The sequence below is a fragment of the Rhizobium leguminosarum genome (assembly GCF_002953715.1).
GTDB lineage: Bacteria > Pseudomonadota > Alphaproteobacteria > Rhizobiales > Rhizobiaceae > Rhizobium > Rhizobium leguminosarum_V.
Genome location: NZ_CP025012.1, coordinates 3,527,196 through 3,543,395 on the forward strand (window position 1 = coordinate 3,527,196; position 16,200 = coordinate 3,543,395).

Here is a 16,200-nt window from a genome sequence, read left to right on the forward strand (position 1 = left end):
TACTTTCTCAAGAAGTCCGGTACCCTACCGAACCATCCTCCACAGTGACCCGTGAGCTTAATCCTCAAACGGATCGGTCACAAGTATCGTATCATCCCGCTCCGGGCTGGTGGACAGGAGCGCGACAGGCGCGCCGATCAGCTCTTCGACCTGGCGAACATATTTGATCGCCTGTGCCGGCAGATCCGCCCAACTGCGGGCGCCGACGGTCGATTCCTTCCAGCCTTCCAGCGTGATGTAGATCGGTTCGACCCTAGCTTGCGCTCCCTGGCTTGCCGGAAGATGATCAATCTGTTCGCCGTCGAGCATATAGCCAACGCAGATCTTCAATTCCTCGAGACCGTCGAGCACGTCGAGCTTGGTGAGCGCGATGCCCGTGATGCCATTGGTGGCAATCGATTGGCGCACGAGTGCGGCGTCGAACCAGCCGCAGCGCCGCTTGCGTCCGGTCACCACGCCGAACTCATGACCTTTTTCGCCAAGGAACTCACCGATCGCGTCCTTCAGCTCGGTCGGGAACGGGCCCTCGCCGACGCGCGTCGTATAGGCCTTGGTGATGCCGAGGATATAACCGAGCGAGCCGGGTCCCATGCCGGAACCGGCCGCGGCCTGACCAGCCACCGTGTTCGATGAGGTGACGAAGGGATAGGTGCCGTGATCGATGTCGAGCAGGCTGCCCTGCGCGCCTTCAAAGAGGATGCGGGAGCCCTTGCGGCGCTCCTTGTCGAGGAAAAGCCAGACCGTATCACGAAAGGGCAGTACCCGATCGGCGATCGAGGTCAGTTCGTCCATGATCGCCTGGTGGCTGACTTCGGCGACACCGAGGCCGCGGCGAAGCGCATTGTGATGCGTCAGAATACGGTCGACCTTGCCCGAAAGACTATCGAGATCGGCAAGATCCATGACGCGGATGGCGCGGCGGCCGACCTTGTCTTCATAGGCCGGGCCGATGCCGCGGCGCGTCGTGCCGATCTTGGTGCCGCTGTTCGACGCTGCATCCTCGCGCATCGCGTCTAGCTCGCGGTGCAGCGACAGGATGAGCGTCGCGTTGTCGGCGATACGCAGATTGTCGGGCGTGATCGTCACACCCTGACCGGCGAGCTTTTCGATCTCGGCGATCAGCGCATGCGGATCGACGACGACGCCGTTGCCGATCACCGCCATCTTGCCGGGGCGCACGACGCCAGACGGCAGCAGCGAGAGCTTGTAGCTGGTGCCGTCGATGACGAGCGTATGGCCGGCATTGTGTCCGCCCTGAAAGCGCACGACAATATCTGCACGCTCCGAAAGCCAGTCGACAATCTTGCCCTTGCCTTCGTCACCCCATTGCGAACCGACCACGACTACGTTCGTCATCCAACTCTTCCTGTTACCGGCGCGGAACCGCGCACCTGCTCAAACCCGCGCATCTATAAAGCTTTGTTTTTTGGAAAGCGACCCTGTTGTCACAGTAGATTGGGCTTTTTACGTGACAAATCAGCAGCCGACAGGCTATTTCCCCCCATAAAACGCCGCACGGCGATCGCGGAAAGACGGGAAGAACGCTCTTGCAAGCCACGGCCTATATCTGCCTCGTTATCGCCACCCTTTGCTGGGGCGGCAACTCCGTCGCCGGCAAACTCGCGCTCGGGCATATCAGCCCGATGATGCTGACCTTCCTGCGCTGGTTCCTCGCCGTGGCGGTGATCGCTGTGATTTCAGTACCGCAATTGCGGAAGGACTGGCCGGTGGTCAGGAAGAACCTGCCGCTGCTCCTCTTCTACGGCGTCATCGGCTACACCCTTTTCAACGCCATGCTTTACTCGGCCGTGCAATATACGACGGCGATCAACGTCGCCATCGAGCAGGCCGGCATCCCGATGCTGATCTTCCTGCTGAATTTCATGTTCTTCCGTACCGGCATCTCGCTGGCGCAATGTCTCGGCTTCGGCATGACGCTGATCGGCGTCGCTTTGACCGCGGCGCATGGTGACCTCTCGACGCTGCTGCAACTGGGCCTCAACCGTGGCGACGGGCTGATGCTGATCGCCATTGCCGCTTATTCGGTCTACACGATCTTCCTGCGCTGGAAGCCGCCGCTCGACTGGCGCACGCTGATGGCGATCCCGGCGCTCGGAGCCATGCTGACCTCGCTGCCGCTGCTCCTTTGGGAGGCCGGCCGGGGTGCCGCGCAGTGGCCGGACCAGGCCGGCTGGGTCATCACTCTCTACACGGCGATCTTCCCCTCGCTGGTCGCACAGATCCTCTATATCAAGGGCGTCGTCGCAATCGGCGCCAACCGGGCCGGCCTCTTCATCAATCTCGTGCCGGTGTTCGGAACGCTGCTCTCCGTCGCGCTGATCGGCGAGCAGCTGCAGTCCTTCCATGTGATCGCGCTGGTGCTGACCTTGGGCGGCATCGCGATCGCTGAAAGGGGCCGCCCGAAAGCTTCGGCACAGACCGTACCCGCCTCACCCGTGGATTAGAGCCTAACCGAGTTCCAACGTTGTCACGCCGAAGACGTGCTTCAGCGGGATGGCCGGCGCCGGCCCGCGATACATGCGCGTCGTCTCGAACACCGGTTGAAGGCCGAGGCCTTCGGCAAGCGCGACTGCCTCGTGGTTCGCCGTGGGAATATCGATGAAGACCGCGGCCCCCTTCGCCTCCGGGATCAATTCGGCAAGCAACGCTGCGGCGCTATCGGCGTCATTGGCAAAGAGCGGGCCGATCTTGTAGCCCTCGTAGCAGCGGCGGATCGTGCCGTAACCGCGAATCTTGCCGCTCTTGCGCACCACCGCCGAACGACGGCCCTTGCGACTAGTGCACCAGGCGGTGACGAAGGCATCCCGCGGCTGCGGAAAGATCGCCGAATCATAACGCTGCAGGCCTTCGAGGCGTGAATCCAGCACCGGCTGCGCGACAAGCGTCGAGACAGGCAAGGAGCTGGCGACCCCGCCGTAGCGAATGGTGGGATAGGCGGGTTCGAAGCCGGCCTTGCGGTAATTTTCCTGCTGTGCGTCGACGCCGTCGAGACCGATCGTGCGGTCTCCCGCGCTGGCGATGCCCGCCTCCCAGATCGCCTTGCCGTAACCCTTGCCGCGGAAATCGGGATGGACGATGTAGAGGCCCAGGAAGGCGAAACTCTCGCCATATTTGACGACCGAGATCGAGCCGACGGGAACTTCACCGATCGAGCCGACGAAAAATCCTGACGGATCGGCCTCGAGGAACGCAAGCGAATCGTCAAGGCCCGGGTTCCAGCCCTCCTGACGCGCCCATTCGAGCACGAGTTCCAGTTCGCCGGGCCGCATCGAACGAACGGCAAATTCCGAATTCATGCGACTTTCCTAGATTGAATGTCCCGCAAGTCCATCCCGGCAATGGCTAAGCAATTGTCAGGTCCCAGTTCCCCGATTGCACCTGCGAATGATGGAGAGCCGCGCTCATGGACTTGACGACGCGTATAATCATTTTTTCGATGCAATGCAGAAAGCTACGTTTCCGGATTACCATGAAACAATGCCGTTGCAAGCTCAAGAAAATTACTTGCGCGCCAATTATCTTCCTGCCGATGCAAATAAAACGCCGCGCCGAAAAGATACCGCCTGCCAAATTGAAACGCGAGGAAAGCACTTCGGCCGAAATCACTTCCGCGACGCGGCAAAGGCGCTGTTGAAACCGGCGCGACAACAGTCGCTCGCGGACGGATCACCGGCCGTTCAGCCGCCCATCGCGGTCTTCTGCTTTTCGCTCCCGCTCGTCATCGATGAGAAAAGACGGTCTGTCTCCGCCGCCGGTGCGGGATAGCCGAACGCATAACCCTGCAGGCCGTCGCAGCCGAGCTGCGCCAGCACGACGGCATGCGCTTCGGTCTCGATGCCCTCGGCGATCACCTCGACATCGAGCGCCTTGGCGATTTCCACGATCGAACCCACCACGCGCCGCTGCTCGGCCGAGCTGACGACCTCGGTGACGAGCTGCCGGTCGATCTTCAACCGCTTCGGCCGCAGCTTGACGAGACCGATGAGCGAGGCATGGCCCGATCCGAAGTCGTCGATCTCGATGTCGATGCCCATCTGTTTGATATCGCCGATATGATCGAGCAGTTTTTCGTCGCTGTCGTCGAGGAAAATCGTCTCGACCAGTTCGAAGACGATCACGCCGGGCGGGATGTCGAGTTTCCTCAGCTTGTCGAGCAACGCCGGATCGGCAAGCCGCGAGGCGGAAATATTGACAGCGATGCGCGGAACGGCCAGGCCGCGCAACAGCCAGAATAGCCGGTCCTCGAGAACGCTTTTGAGGATCGCCGCGTCGATCTCCGCCGCAAGTCCGTGCTCGTCGGCAATCTTCAGGAATACCCCTGGGGCCAGCACGCCCTTCTCGGGATGTTTCCAGCGCGCCAGCGCCTCGAAGCCGATGACCTCCCGCGTCCGGGCGTCGAACTGCACCTGATAATAGGGAAGGATCTCGCCGCGCTCCAGCCCGAGCTTCAGCTCTTCGGCGAGGCGACGCTTGGAGCGCAGATCCTCCTGCAATTGCCGCGTGAAGAATTCGACGCGGTTCCGTCCGAGCTTCTTGGCCTGGTAGAGCGCCAGGTCGGATTCGGCCAACAGGTTGCGCGCCCGCCGATCGCCGCTCCAGGAAACGCCGATCGAGGCGCCGGATTGCAGCATCTCCTGGCCGAAGCGGATCTTCTTCCGCAGCCGGCGCTGGACATCCTCGGTGATCAGCTTCAGCTCAGCGAGATCGGTGAAATTGACCAGTACGATGACGAATTCATCACCGCCGACGCGGGCGACCATGCCATTTGCAGGAATGGCAGCGGTGATGCGAAGGGCTGCGGCCCTGAGCACGGCGTCGCCTGCCGCATGACCGTGGCTGTCGTTGATCTGCTTGAACTGGTCGAGGTCAAGATGCAGCACCGCGAGCGTCGCGATGCTCTTGTCGGCCGGCAGCTCCGAAAGCCGCTTGTCGAGAAGGCGCCGGTTCGGCAAGCCGGTGAGATAGTCGTGATCGGCGACATGCTCGATGCGGGCATTGCTTTCCTCCAGCGCCAGCGCCCTCGCCTCGGCCACCACCTTCTGCCGCGCCAACTCCGCGTTGAGCTTTACGTCGGCAGTCACATCCCATTCGGCGCCGATGAAGGAGGGCAGCCCCTCCCCATCGACATAGAAATGCGCGCGCGAGCGCAAATGGCGGATTTCACCGCTCGGCAGCACGATGCGGAATTGTGAGTTATAGGCGCCGCGCGTCGCGATCGCCTGTTCGAAGTCGCGTTCGGCCCGCTCGCGATCATCGGGATGGATGGCATTCGACCAAAGCGATGCCGGCACCAGACGACAGGTCTCGCCGGTCTCGTAGAGACGATGCATCTGCGCATCCCACAAGATCCCGTCCTGCTCGATGCTGTGCTCCCAGACACCGATCTGGGATGCATCGAGAGCGAGTTCGAGCCGACGCAGAAGATCCTGAAACTCTCGTTCGGATCGTGTGGCTTTGTTCTCTGGCAACGCGGTCCCAGCCTTAGAAGCTTGTATAACGGCAATATGGTCTCAAGCCGGCATTAATGAAGCCTTGTCCTAGTGACCGAACTAGTGGCTAGGTGAACTGTTCGTTACGACTTCCCCTTTTGGATCAAGGGGCTTGCAGTCTTTAGCAACTCAAGATCAGTGATTGTGCCGCGGCGGGTTTTTCGCAATCCGACGAAATTCCGTCGCCCCCTCCAGCACCGCGCCGTCCGACAATTGCGTCACCGAGCGGCGGTAGATCTGCTGCCACGGCGTCGCATCCGCCGGCACCGGCGGGATGCCGTCGCCCTTGCGCCGTTCGATCTCGGCGTCATCGACCAGCATGTCGCAGCGCCCGTGGTTGAAGTCGATGCGGATAATATCCCCGGTACGAAGCCAGGCGAGGCCGCCGCCGGCGGCACTTTCCGGCGAGGCGTTGAGGATCGAGGGACTGTCGGCCGTGCCCGATTGGCGGCCGTCGCCGATCGTCGGCAGGCTGCGGATGCCGCGCTTCAGGAGATGATCCGGCGGCTGCATATTGACGACCTCAGCCGAACCAGGCCAGCCGATCGGCCCGGCGCCGCGGATAACGAGGATGGTGTTCTCGTCGATGCCGAGTTCGGGATCGTTGATGCGCTTGTGATAGTCCTCGGAACCGTCGAAAACCACCGCTTTGCCCTTGAAGACGCCCTCGTGCCCGGGTTCCTCAAGATAGCGCCGGCGGAAATCCTCCGAGACCACACTCATCTTCATGATCGCGAAATCGAAGAGATTACCTTTGAGAACGAGGAAGCCCGCCCGCTCCTTCAGCGGCTCAGCGAACGGCCTGATGACCTCGCGGTCGCGCGCTTCCTTGCCCTGTAGGTTCTCGGCCATCGTCCTGCCAGTCACCGTGCGACAGTTGCCGTCGAGCTTTCCGGCCTGCAGCAGTTCCCACATGATCGCCGGCGTGCCGCCGGCGCGATGGAAGCGCTCACCGAGATAGGCGCCGGCCGGCTGGACATTGGCCAGCAGCGGGATATCGAAACCATGCACCTGCCAATCGTCGGGATGGAGTTCGACGCCGGCGTGCTTCGCCATCGCGGCCAGATGCGGCTGCGCGTTGGTCGAGCCGCCGATCGCCGAATTGGTGCGGATCGCATTGAGGAAAGCCTCGCGCGTCAGGATATCCGACGGCTTCAGATCCTCGAATACGATCTCGACGGCGCGCCGCCCGGTGCGGTAGGCCATCTGGCCGCGTTCGCGGTAAGCGGCCGGAATGGCGCCGCAGCCGGTCAGCGAAAGGCCGAGCGCCTCGGCCAGCGCATTCATCGTCGAAGCAGTGCCCATCGTATTGCAGTGGCCGACGGAAGGCGCAGAATCGAGCGCCGCCTGAAGAAACTCTTCTCGATCGATCTCGCCTGCCGCATATTTCCGCCGCATCCGCCAGATCACCGTGCCGGAGCCCGCCAGCTCTCCCTCATGCCAGCCGTCCAGCATCGGCCCGCCGGAGAGCACGATCGCCGGAATATCGACCGTCGAAGCAGCCATGATCGCCGAAGGCGTGGTCTTGTCGCAGCCGGTGGTCAGCACGACACCGTCGAGCGGATAGCCGTAGAGGATTTCGACGAGGCCGAGATAAGCGAGATTGCGGTCAAGTGCGGCCGTCGGGCGCTTGCAGTTCTCGAACATCGGATGCGTCGGAAACTCGATCGGAATGCCGCCGGCATCGCGAATGCCGTCGCGCACCCGCTTGGCAAGCTCGACATGCACCCTGTTGCAGGGCGTGAGATCGCTGCCGCTCTGGGCAATCCCGATGATCGGCCTGCCGGAGCGCAGCTCTTCCGGCGTGATGCCGTAATTCATGAAGCGCTCGAGATAGAGCGCTGCCATGTCGATATGATCGGGATTGTCGAACCAGTCCTGCGAACGCAGGCGCCGCTTCGGCGAATGGCTGTCCGTCACTTCTTTCCTCCCGGCCGGGCATTCTTCTCTTCGAGATGGAGGAGCAGGGCGCTGTGATCCTTTTCGCCATTGCCATTGGCGACGAATTCGCTGAATTCGGCGTGCACCGCCGCCGTCAGCGGCAGCGTCAGCGACAGGGTCTTGGCCGCCTCCATGGCGGCGTTCAGATCCTTCAGCTGATTGCTGGACGAACCGCCTGGAGTAAACTGCCGTTCGACCATGCGCTTGCCGTGCAGTTCCAGGATACGGCTCTCGGCAAAGCCGCCGCGAATGGCGTCTCGGAAGGCCGCCGGCGAGCCGCCGCCCGCTTCGATCAGCATCATCGCTTCGGCGACGGCGCCGATCGTCACCGCGACGATCTGCTGGTTGGCAAGCTTGGCAAGCTGGCCTGCCCCGCTTGGACCGACGCGGGTTACCCGCCCCATCGGCGCAAAGACATCTGCAAGCCGGTCGATCACGTCCTTGTCGCCGCCCGCCATGATCGCGAGCGTACCGGCTTCCGCCCCGACGACGCCGCCTGATACCGGCGCATCGACGTGATGGATGCTGCGGTCGGCAAGCCTCGCCGAATGATCGCGGGCAAAATGCGGGGCAATCGAACTCATGTCGATGACCGTGGCGCTTGGCGCGATCGCATCGGCCGCTCCGCGGTCGAACAACACGTCCTTCACCGCCTCGGCGTTGGTCAGCATGGTGATGACGACATCGGCGCCTGAAACGGCATCCGCCGGCGTTTCCGCGCGGACCGCACCATCTCTCGCAAGCGCCTCGGCCTTGCCGGGATCGCGATTCCAGACGGTGACGGCAAAACCCGCGCTTAGCAGCCGGCGAGCCATCGGCGCTCCCATCAGGCCGGTACCGAGAAAGGCGATCCGCCTGCCCTCATCACCTTTTCTCGAACCTGTCATTCAGTCCTCCCAACTGTTGTCCGTCTTTGATAGTCCCCTCGCCCACCGTTGCAAACCGTTTTGACGGACGTAACGCATTTTTGTGGTGCATCCTTGGATGCGGATGATGTCGTCCGAAAACCGCGCACAGTTTTCGGCACCATGCTCTGAAAACGATACGGGCGAGAACCGAAGTTCCCGCCCGATTTACTCGACAAAGGAAGGTTGAATTCCGTTTATTCCGCCGCGAGCCGGATGACCTCCGCCTCTTCTTCCTTGTGTTCGTCCGGCTTGTGCTGGACGAGCGGACGGTTGCCCGTCAGCCGCCGCAGCAGCACGTAGAACACAGGCGTCATGAAGATGCCGAAGAAGGTCACGCCGATCATGCCCGAGAAGACCGCGACACCCATGGCCGCGCGCATTTCAGAGCCGGCGCCGGTGGAGACGACGAGCGGCACGACGCCCATGATGAAGGCGAGCGAGGTCATGAGGATCGGGCGAAGGCGAAGGCGGCTGGCCTCGATCGCGGCCTCCCGCGGTGTCCTTCCCTCGAACTCCAGTTCGCGGGCGAATTCCACGATGAGGATCGCGTTCTTCGCCGATAGGCCGACAAGCACGACAAGACCGATCTGAGTGAAGATGTTGTTGTCTCCACCGGTGAGCCAGACGCCGGTCAAGGCAGCCAGAACACCCATCGGCACGATCATGATGATCGCAAGCGGCAGCGTCAGGCTCTCATACTGGGCAGCCAGCACCAGGAAGACGAGCAGCAGTGCCAGCGGGAAGACGACGATGCTGGAATTGCCAGCGAGAATCTGCTGATAGGTCAGATCCGTCCATTCGAAGTCGATGCCCGCGGGCAGGGTCTCGTGAAGGATCTTCTCGATTGCTGCCTGCGCCTGGCCGGACGAGAAGCCCGGTGCCGGACCGCCGTTGATGTCGGCAGCGAGGAAGCCGTTGTAGCGGTTTGCGCGCTCAGGACCAGTGCTCGGCTCCACCTTCAGGAGGGCAGAAAGCGGGATCATCTCACCCGATGCTGAACGGACCTTCAACTGGCCGATATCTTCCGGTTGGGCGCGGAATTTCGCATCGGCCTGCACACGGACGCTGTAGGTGCGGCCGAAGGCGTTGAAGTCGTTCACATAGAGCGAGCCGAGGTAGATCTGCAGCGTCTGGAAGACGTCGGTGACGGAAACCCCGAGCTGCTCGGCCTTGGCACGGTCGAGATCGGCATAGAGCTGCGGCACGTTGATCTGGAAGCTGGAGAACAGCCCTGCGAGTTCAGGCGTCTGATAGGCCTTTGCAAGCACTGCCTTGGTGGCTTCGTCGAGCGCCTGGTTGCCGAGGCCGGCACGATCCTCGATCTGCAGCTTGAAGCCACCTGTCGTGCCGAGACCATTGACCGGCGGCGGCGGGAACATGGCGATGAAGGCATCCTGGATGACGCCGAACTTCTGGTTCAGCGCCATGGCGATTGCGCCGCCCGAGAGATCAGGCGTCTTGCGCTCCTCGAAGTCCTTCAGCGTCACGAAGACGATGCCGGCATTCGAGGAATTGGTGAAGCCGTTGATCGACAGGCCTGGGAAGGCGATCGCATTGGCAACGCCCGGCTGCGCCAGCGCGATGTCGGTCATGCGCTTGATGACGTCCTCCGTGCGGTCGAGGCTTGCGGCATCCGGCAACTGGGCGAAGCCGATCAGATACTGCTTGTCCTGCGACGGCACGAAGCCGCCGGGAACCGTGCTGAACAGACTGTAGGTCGCACCGACCAGTGCCAGATAGATCACCATGACGATGCTCTTGCGCGACAAGAGCCCACCCACGCCCTTGCCATAGGCATTCGAGCCCGCGCCGAAGACACGGTTGAAGCCGCGGAAGAACCAACCGAAGATGGCGTCCATGAACCGCGTCAGCCAGTCCTTCGGCTGATCATGGCCCTTCAGGAGAAGGGCTGCCAGCGCCGGAGACAGGGTGAGCGAGTTGAAGGCCGAGATGACGGTCGAGATTGCGATCGTCAGCGCGAACTGGCGATAAAACTGACCTGACAGGCCGGAGATGAAAGCGAGCGGCACGAAGACCGCGACGAGCACCAGCGCGATCGCGACGATCGGACCGGAGACTTCCTTCATCGCCTTGTAGGTGGCAGCTCGCGGCGACAGGCCATGTTCGATATTGCGCTCGACGTTTTCGACAACGACGATCGCGTCGTCGACGACGATACCGATCGCGAGCACCAGGCCGAACAGACTGAGCGCGTTGATCGAGAAGCCGAAGACATACATGACCGCGAAGGTGCCGATAATCGATACCGGTACCGCGATCAGCGGGATGATCGAGGCGCGCCACGTCTGCAGGAACAGGATGACGACGAGGACGACGAGAGCAATGGCTTCGAGCAGCGTGTCGATGACCTTCTCGATCGAGGCGCGCACGAATTTCGTCGTATCGTAGACGATCTCGTATTTGACGCCGGCAGGCATGGCGAGCTGCAACTGATCCATGGTCGCGTTCACATTGTCCGCGATTTCGATCGCGTTTGAACCCGGCGCCTGCAGGACAGCGACGGCGACGGCCGGCTTGCCGTCGAGCAGCGAACGCAGCGTATAGTCCGCAGCACCGAGTTCGATGCGGGCGACATCGCGAAGGCGGGTGATCTCGCCATTGGCGCCCGTCTTGACGATGATGTTGCCGAATTCCTCAGGCGTGCGCAGGCGGCCCTGGGCATTGACGTTGAGCTGCAGGTCCACACCGGGCTGGCTTGGCGATGCGCCGATGATACCAGCGGCGGCCTGGATGTTCTGGGAGCTAATCGCGCTGCTGATGTCGCTGGCGGCGAGATTGTGCTCGGCGGCCTTCTGTGGGTCGATCCAGACACGCATGGAATAGTCGCCGGCACCGAAGACCTGCACCTGACCGACGCCTGCGATGCGGGCGAGCCGATCCTTGATGTTCAGGGTCGCGTAGTTGCGAAGATAGGTGATGTCGTGATCGCCCCCGTCAGAGACGAGGTTCACCACCATGATGAAGTTGGGCGAGCTCTTGACTGTCGTGATGCCGAGCGAACGGACTTCCGCCGGCAGGCGCGGTTCGGCCTGCGAAACGCGGTTCTGCACGAGCTGCTGCGCCTTGTCCGGGTCGGTGCCGAGCTTGAAGGTGACGGTGACGTTGAGCACGCCGTCCGACGTCGCCTGGCTGGCCATGTAGAGCATGCCCTCGACCCCGTTGATCTGCTCTTCGAGCGGCGTCGCCACCGTTTCGGCGATGACGGACGGGTTGGCGCCGGGATAGGTGGCGCGCACGACGATCGACGGCGGCACGACCTCCGGATATTCGGAAATCGGCAGCGCGCGCAGGCCGATCAGGCCGGCAACCAGGATGAGGACCGAAAGAACACCGGCAAAGACCGGGCGGTCGACAAAGAATCTGGAGATGTTCATATCAAAGCCCTCTCCGGGGTGAACATGGATACAAAGTTCCTCTCCGGCGGTTCAGGAACCAGCCGGCGGGTCATATCATTTCGGGTATCGGCCTTCCCCCGGAGGGGAAGGCGAAGTCCTACTGCGCGGTCGCGACCTTTTCTTCCATCTGAGGTGCGACGACTGCACCAGGACGGATGCGCTGCAGACCGTTGACGACGATCTTCTCACCGACGTTCAGGCCGCTTTCGACAACCCGCTGGCCGTCAGCCAGCGTGCCGAGCTGGACCTGCCGATAGGCGACCTTGTTCTCTCCATCGACGACAAAGACGAACTTCTTGTCCTGGTCGGTGCCGACGGCACGGTCGCTGATGACGATCTTGTTCTCGGCCTTCGGCTGGCCCATGCGCACCCGCACGAACTGGCCGGGGATGAGACGCCCGCCCGGATTATCGAAGACGGCGCGCACGCCGATCGTGCCGCTTGATGCATCGACCTCGTTGTCGATCAGCTGCAGCTTGCCCTTGATCGGCGTGCCGCTGTCGGTCAGCGTGCCGACCTCGACCGGGATCTGCTCGACGGCAGGCAGGGCGCTGTCCGTCTGCGGAAGCTGGGCAAGCGCGCGCGTCACCATCTCTTCGCTGGCATTGAAGCTCGCATAGATCGGATCGACGGAAACGAGCGTCGTCAGCGCCGGCGAGGTCGAACCGGCCGCGACGAGATTACCGGCGGTCACCTCGATCTTGCCGATGCGGCCGGAAACCGGAGCCCGCACCTGCGTATAATCGAGATCGAGCTGGGCCGACTGCAGTGCGGCCTGCGCCGAACGCAGCCCCGCCTGAGCCTCGGCCAGCGAACTCTGGCGCTGATCGAGATCGCTCTGGGAGATGGTGCGGTTGTCGGAAAGCCTGCGGCCGCGGTCGAGTTCAGTCTGCGCCAGGCTGACCTTGGCTTCGGCCGAAGCGACCTGGCCTTCCGCCTGCGCCACGCTCGCCTGGTAGGGGGCCGGGTCGATGGTGAAGAGCAGGTCGCCCTGCTTGACCAGCGCCCCTTCACGGAAAGCCACCGACAGGATGGCGCCGGCAACACGGGAACGCACCTGCACACGATCGACGGCTTCCAGACGGCCGGAGAAATTCTCCCAGGCCGTCACATCGTGCGCCGCAACGACGGCAACCGTCACCGGCACAGCGGGAGCCTGTGCAGGGGCGGAAGCGGCCGTGGCGGTCGTGCTCATCGGCAATTCAAAAAACAATGCGGCGCCTGAAACGGACGCAACAAGGCCTATGCCGGCGCCCACCAGGGCCCAGCGCTTCTTTCTGGACGTCATCGGTACTCTCCTTGCGGCTCAAGGCCGCCGAAATATCAGGTCTTCTTCAATGCAATTGCGGTTGAACGCTTACGTCCCGAAGGAAGCTTCCGAAATGGCGGCTGACGTTTTCCTGCCAGTCGGGTGCTCCGTCGGATTTCCCACCATAAATCGAGGGCCAGCCCGTCCCGGCGGGAAGGACATGCTGACGCACACCGACGCCGGCCTGTTTCAGGCGGGCACCGTAACCAATTGTCTCGTCGTGCAGAGGATCATCCTCCGCGGTGAATATCAACGCCGGCGCGACACCCGAAATACGAGAACAGAGGCAAGGCGCCGCATAAGGGTGGCAACCGCCGCCGCTCAGATAGTGGCTCCAGCCCTCCGTCCAGCGTTGGCGCATACCGATGGCTTCGGCCTTGCGGATCGAGGACGTGCCCATGAAGGGATCGAGCAGCGGCGAAATCAGGACCTGGCCGTCGAGTGCGTCCGGCATCTGGTCGCGCGCCTTCAGCGCCACGCCGGCGGCGACATTGCCGCCCGCCTCTTCGCCGGCAACAAAGAGCAGCGACTTGCGGTCGCCGAGACCGGCGCGTTTGTTGGCGAGATAAGTGAAGACGGAGAAGGAAACTTCCAGCGCCTTCGGAAAGAGATTGCCGGAAAGGCTGCTGTAATCGGCGGCAACGACGATGGCGCCGGCCTTGGCGAGGCTCATCGCTACCGGCCGGTCGACGTTCTTGTCGCTGTCCAGAAATGCACCGCCATGCAGGTAAAGCACGATCGGCGGACCCTTGCCGTAATCGGCGCCCTGGTAGATGCGTGCGGAAACGGGGCCGATGGCCACCTTATCCAGCATCATATCTTTCCATTCCACCGTCATGCTTCGGTCTCTTTTGCGCCGGCGACAAGCAGACAACGCCTGCCGCTTGCATTTTGTACAAAAAAGATATTGTTATTCCAACCAAGGAATAAGAAGCTATATCGCGATAACACTGTTCCAGATCTCGAACAATGGTGCAACGCAAACTGCGGATTTGAAACCGATGGATCAGCTCTCGGCAATGCGCGTCTTCATTCGCGTCGTGGAGACGGGCAATTTCACCCGCGCCGCCGACATGCTCGCCATGCCCAAGGCGACGGTGACCAATCTCATCCAGGGTCTGGAGGCGCATTTACGCACCAAGCTTTTGAACCGTACCACGCGCCGGGTGATGGTGACCACGGACGGTGCGCTTTATTACGAACGCGCCGCCCAGATTATTTCGGAACTGGAAGAACTCGATGGCAGCCTCTCCAATTCGCAGAGCCTGCCGAGCGGGCGGCTGCGTGTCGAGATGGCCGGCGCTTTCGCCGATTGGATCGTCGTTCCGGCTCTTTGCGATTTCTACCAGCGTTATCCCGATATCCGTATCGACCTCGGTGTCGGCGACCGCACGGTCGATTATCTTGCGGAAAATGTCGATTGCGCGCTACGGGCCGGCACCCCGGCCGACCAGTCGCTGATTGCGCGGCGCGTCTCCGAAGTCGAGATGATCACCTGTGCTTCGCCGAGCTACATCCAGAAATTCGGCATGCCCGAGCGGCCGGAGGATCTGGAGGCGGATCATTACTCCGTCAACTATTTCCGCGCCCAGAACAACCGGACGCTGCCCTTCGAATTTCGCCGGCACAACGAGGTGATCGAGACCAGTCCGCGTTACATCGCCTCGGTCAACGATAGCCGCACCTATCTGACGGCTGCGCTGACGGGTCTCGGCATTGCGCAGGTGCCGATCTTCATGGCGCGCGAGCCGATGGCAAGGGGCGAACTCGTCCGCGTGCTGCCGGATTGGCGTCGCGATCCGCTGCCGCTTTACGTCGTCTACCCCCCGAACCGCCATCTCAGCAACAAGGTCCGTGTCTTCGTCGACTGGCTGGTGAAGCTTCTGGTCGAGGCGAGATTGAACGACGTCTGAGCGCCAAGACAAATACGGCCCGGAAGGCAGGGGAAACCTTCGACGGGCCGCAATGTACAACTTTGAACATCAAGTCTGTCGCACCGTGGAAAGGGCGCGGCAGGCTTTGGAGGTCGGAAGAGAACGGCAGGGAATTCCACTCTCTCGCGATAAAACAGATATACGCACTCCCCACAGGATTGTAAGGAAAAATTCCGCAATCACGTTCACATAATTGCGATGACGGCTTGGCGCCCATGGTCCCGCGCGCGGTGACGGGCCGGGTTTCAATTCCCGATGACCGGCTTCAGCAAGTCCTCGAGGCCGATGCGGCGGAACAATTCTGCCCGGACACGGTCGGCGACGCCGTTGACGATCTCCGCGCCATCCTCGGATGGATCGATATGGACGCGGAACGGTCTCGTACTGAATGGCTTGCCGACCACATCGACGATGGCGACGGCTACCGCGCCGGCATCGGCGTCGGCAGGTTCGAGTGCTGCCAGGCCCTGCAGCGCCTGGTCCGGCACGCCCTTGTAGGGTCCTTCATTATATTCGGCGGCGCGGGCGGTATCGAGAGGCGAGCCGGAATGGGCGAAATGGTTGGTGCCCTTGGTGAAGGCGCCGGGCACGATGATCGAGGTCTCGATGCCCCAGCGGGTAAGCTCGCCGGCATAGGAGACGGCAAGTGAATCCATCGCCGCCTTGGCGGCGAAATAGGGCGAGAGATAGGGAGGCGTGCCGCCGCGGCTGCTCGACGACGACACCCAGACCACCAGGCCCCTGCCCTGCCGGCGGAGATACGGAAGTGCCGCGCGGTTGACGCGCTGGGTGGAGAGCACGTTGATGTCGAAGAGCTCGGCGAACTGTTCCGGCGTGAAGGCTTCGGCCGGGCCGAAGGACATATGGCCGGCATTGTGGATGATGACATCGAGGCGGCCCGCATCGGCGGTAATCCTGGCGATACCTGATACAACCGAAGCGTCGGAGGCGACATCGAGTTCGACCGAGCGCAGATCGACGTTGTTTTCCCTGGCGAATTCAGCCGCATCGGCGACGGCGGGAACGTTGCGGCCTTCCGTGGCACGCATCCCGGCATAGACGGTATGGCCGGCCTTGGCGAGGGCGCGGGCGGTAAGAGCGCCGAAACCGCTGGAAGCGCCTGTTATGACGATGACTTGCTTGCTCATGATCCTATTCCTTCTGGGTTCGATTGGGGTTGCT

The 16,200-nt window shown here is 62.3% G+C and carries 11 protein-coding genes; 2 read left to right on the plus strand and 9 right to left on the minus strand.

Annotated features, from left to right (window positions below; all coding sequences use genetic code 11):
- Positions 1–57: 57 nt before the first annotated feature.
- A complete protein-coding gene (locus CUJ84_RS17755) occupies positions 58–1,356 on the minus strand; it encodes an adenylosuccinate synthase (protein WP_105007172.1) in 1,299 nt (432 codons plus the stop codon).
- 191 nt (positions 1,357–1,547) lie between these two features.
- On the opposite strand from CUJ84_RS17755, the gene CUJ84_RS17760 reads away from it, so the two are divergent.
- Positions 1,548–2,465, plus strand: a complete 918-nt coding sequence (locus CUJ84_RS17760) for a DMT family transporter (RefSeq protein ID WP_105007173.1) — start codon at positions 1,548–1,550, stop codon at positions 2,463–2,465.
- Between the two features lie 3 nt (positions 2,466–2,468).
- Here CUJ84_RS17760 and CUJ84_RS17765 read toward each other — a convergent pair whose 3' ends face one another.
- The 7 genes from CUJ84_RS17765 to CUJ84_RS17800 all read right to left on the minus strand — a co-directional run bounded on the left by CUJ84_RS17765 (position 2,469) and on the right by CUJ84_RS17800 (position 13,922).
- On the minus strand, positions 2,469–3,317 hold the full coding sequence (locus CUJ84_RS17765) for a GNAT family N-acetyltransferase (RefSeq protein ID WP_105007174.1): 849 nt from the start codon (positions 3,315–3,317) through the stop codon (positions 2,469–2,471).
- A gap of 381 nt (positions 3,318–3,698) precedes the next feature.
- Entirely contained in the window at positions 3,699–5,516 is a 1,818-nt protein-coding gene (locus CUJ84_RS17775; RefSeq protein WP_105007176.1) for a putative bifunctional diguanylate cyclase/phosphodiesterase, read from the minus strand.
- 129 nt (positions 5,517–5,645) lie between these two features.
- Positions 5,646–7,430, minus strand: a complete 1,785-nt coding sequence (locus CUJ84_RS17780) for an IlvD/Edd family dehydratase (protein WP_105007177.1) — start codon at positions 7,428–7,430, stop codon at positions 5,646–5,648.
- Positions 7,427–8,338: an NAD(P)-dependent oxidoreductase gene (locus tag CUJ84_RS17785; protein ID WP_105007178.1), complete on the minus strand. Its 912-nt coding sequence runs from the start codon at positions 8,336–8,338 to the stop codon at positions 7,427–7,429. Before CUJ84_RS17785 ends, CUJ84_RS17780 begins: the two co-directional genes overlap by 4 nt.
- A 215-nt stretch (positions 8,339–8,553) precedes the next feature.
- Positions 8,554–11,754 carry an efflux RND transporter permease subunit gene (locus CUJ84_RS17790; protein WP_105007179.1) on the minus strand — a complete coding sequence of 1,067 codons (3,201 nt, stop codon included), beginning with the start codon at positions 11,752–11,754 and terminating at the stop codon, positions 8,554–8,556.
- Positions 11,755–11,872: 118 nt separating this feature from the next.
- A complete protein-coding gene (locus tag CUJ84_RS17795) occupies positions 11,873–13,063 on the minus strand; it encodes an efflux RND transporter periplasmic adaptor subunit (protein ID WP_105007180.1) in 1,191 nt (396 codons plus the stop codon).
- Between the two features lie 46 nt (positions 13,064–13,109).
- A complete protein-coding gene (locus CUJ84_RS17800; RefSeq protein WP_105007181.1) occupies positions 13,110–13,922 on the minus strand; it encodes an alpha/beta hydrolase fold domain-containing protein in 813 nt (270 codons plus the stop codon).
- 163 nt (positions 13,923–14,085) lie between these two features.
- Between CUJ84_RS17800 and CUJ84_RS17805 the strand changes: the two genes are divergently transcribed.
- Entirely contained in the window at positions 14,086–14,997 is a 912-nt protein-coding gene (locus tag CUJ84_RS17805; RefSeq protein WP_003561999.1) for a LysR family transcriptional regulator, read from the plus strand.
- A 266-nt stretch (positions 14,998–15,263) separates the two neighbouring features.
- Here CUJ84_RS17805 and CUJ84_RS17810 read toward each other — a convergent pair whose 3' ends face one another.
- Positions 15,264–16,166: an SDR family oxidoreductase gene (locus CUJ84_RS17810; RefSeq protein ID WP_105007182.1), complete on the minus strand. Its 903-nt coding sequence runs from the start codon at positions 16,164–16,166 to the stop codon at positions 15,264–15,266.
- Between the last annotated feature and the right edge of the window lie 34 nt (positions 16,167–16,200).

Coding starts and splice junctions, on each gene's coding strand:
- CUJ84_RS17790 (WP_105007179.1), bottom strand. CDS start 11,754: ATGAACATCTCCAGATTCTTTGTCGACCGCCCGGTCTTTGCCGGTGTT.
- CUJ84_RS17785 (WP_105007178.1), bottom strand. CDS start 8,338: ATGACAGGTTCGAGAAAAGGTGATGAGGGCAGGCGGATCGCCTTTCTC.
- CUJ84_RS17805 (WP_003561999.1), top strand. CDS start 14,086: ATGGATCAGCTCTCGGCAATGCGCGTCTTCATTCGCGTCGTGGAGACG.
- CUJ84_RS17765 (WP_105007174.1), bottom strand. CDS start 3,317: ATGAATTCGGAATTTGCCGTTCGTTCGATGCGGCCCGGCGAACTGGAA.
- CUJ84_RS17795 (WP_105007180.1), bottom strand. CDS start 13,063: ATGACGTCCAGAAAGAAGCGCTGGGCCCTGGTGGGCGCCGGCATAGGC.
- CUJ84_RS17755 (WP_105007172.1), bottom strand. CDS start 1,356: ATGACGAACGTAGTCGTGGTCGGTTCGCAATGGGGTGACGAAGGCAAG.
- CUJ84_RS17800 (WP_105007181.1), bottom strand. CDS start 13,922: ATGACGGTGGAATGGAAAGATATGATGCTGGATAAGGTGGCCATCGGC.
- CUJ84_RS17810 (WP_105007182.1), bottom strand. CDS start 16,166: ATGAGCAAGCAAGTCATCGTCATAACAGGCGCTTCCAGCGGTTTCGGC.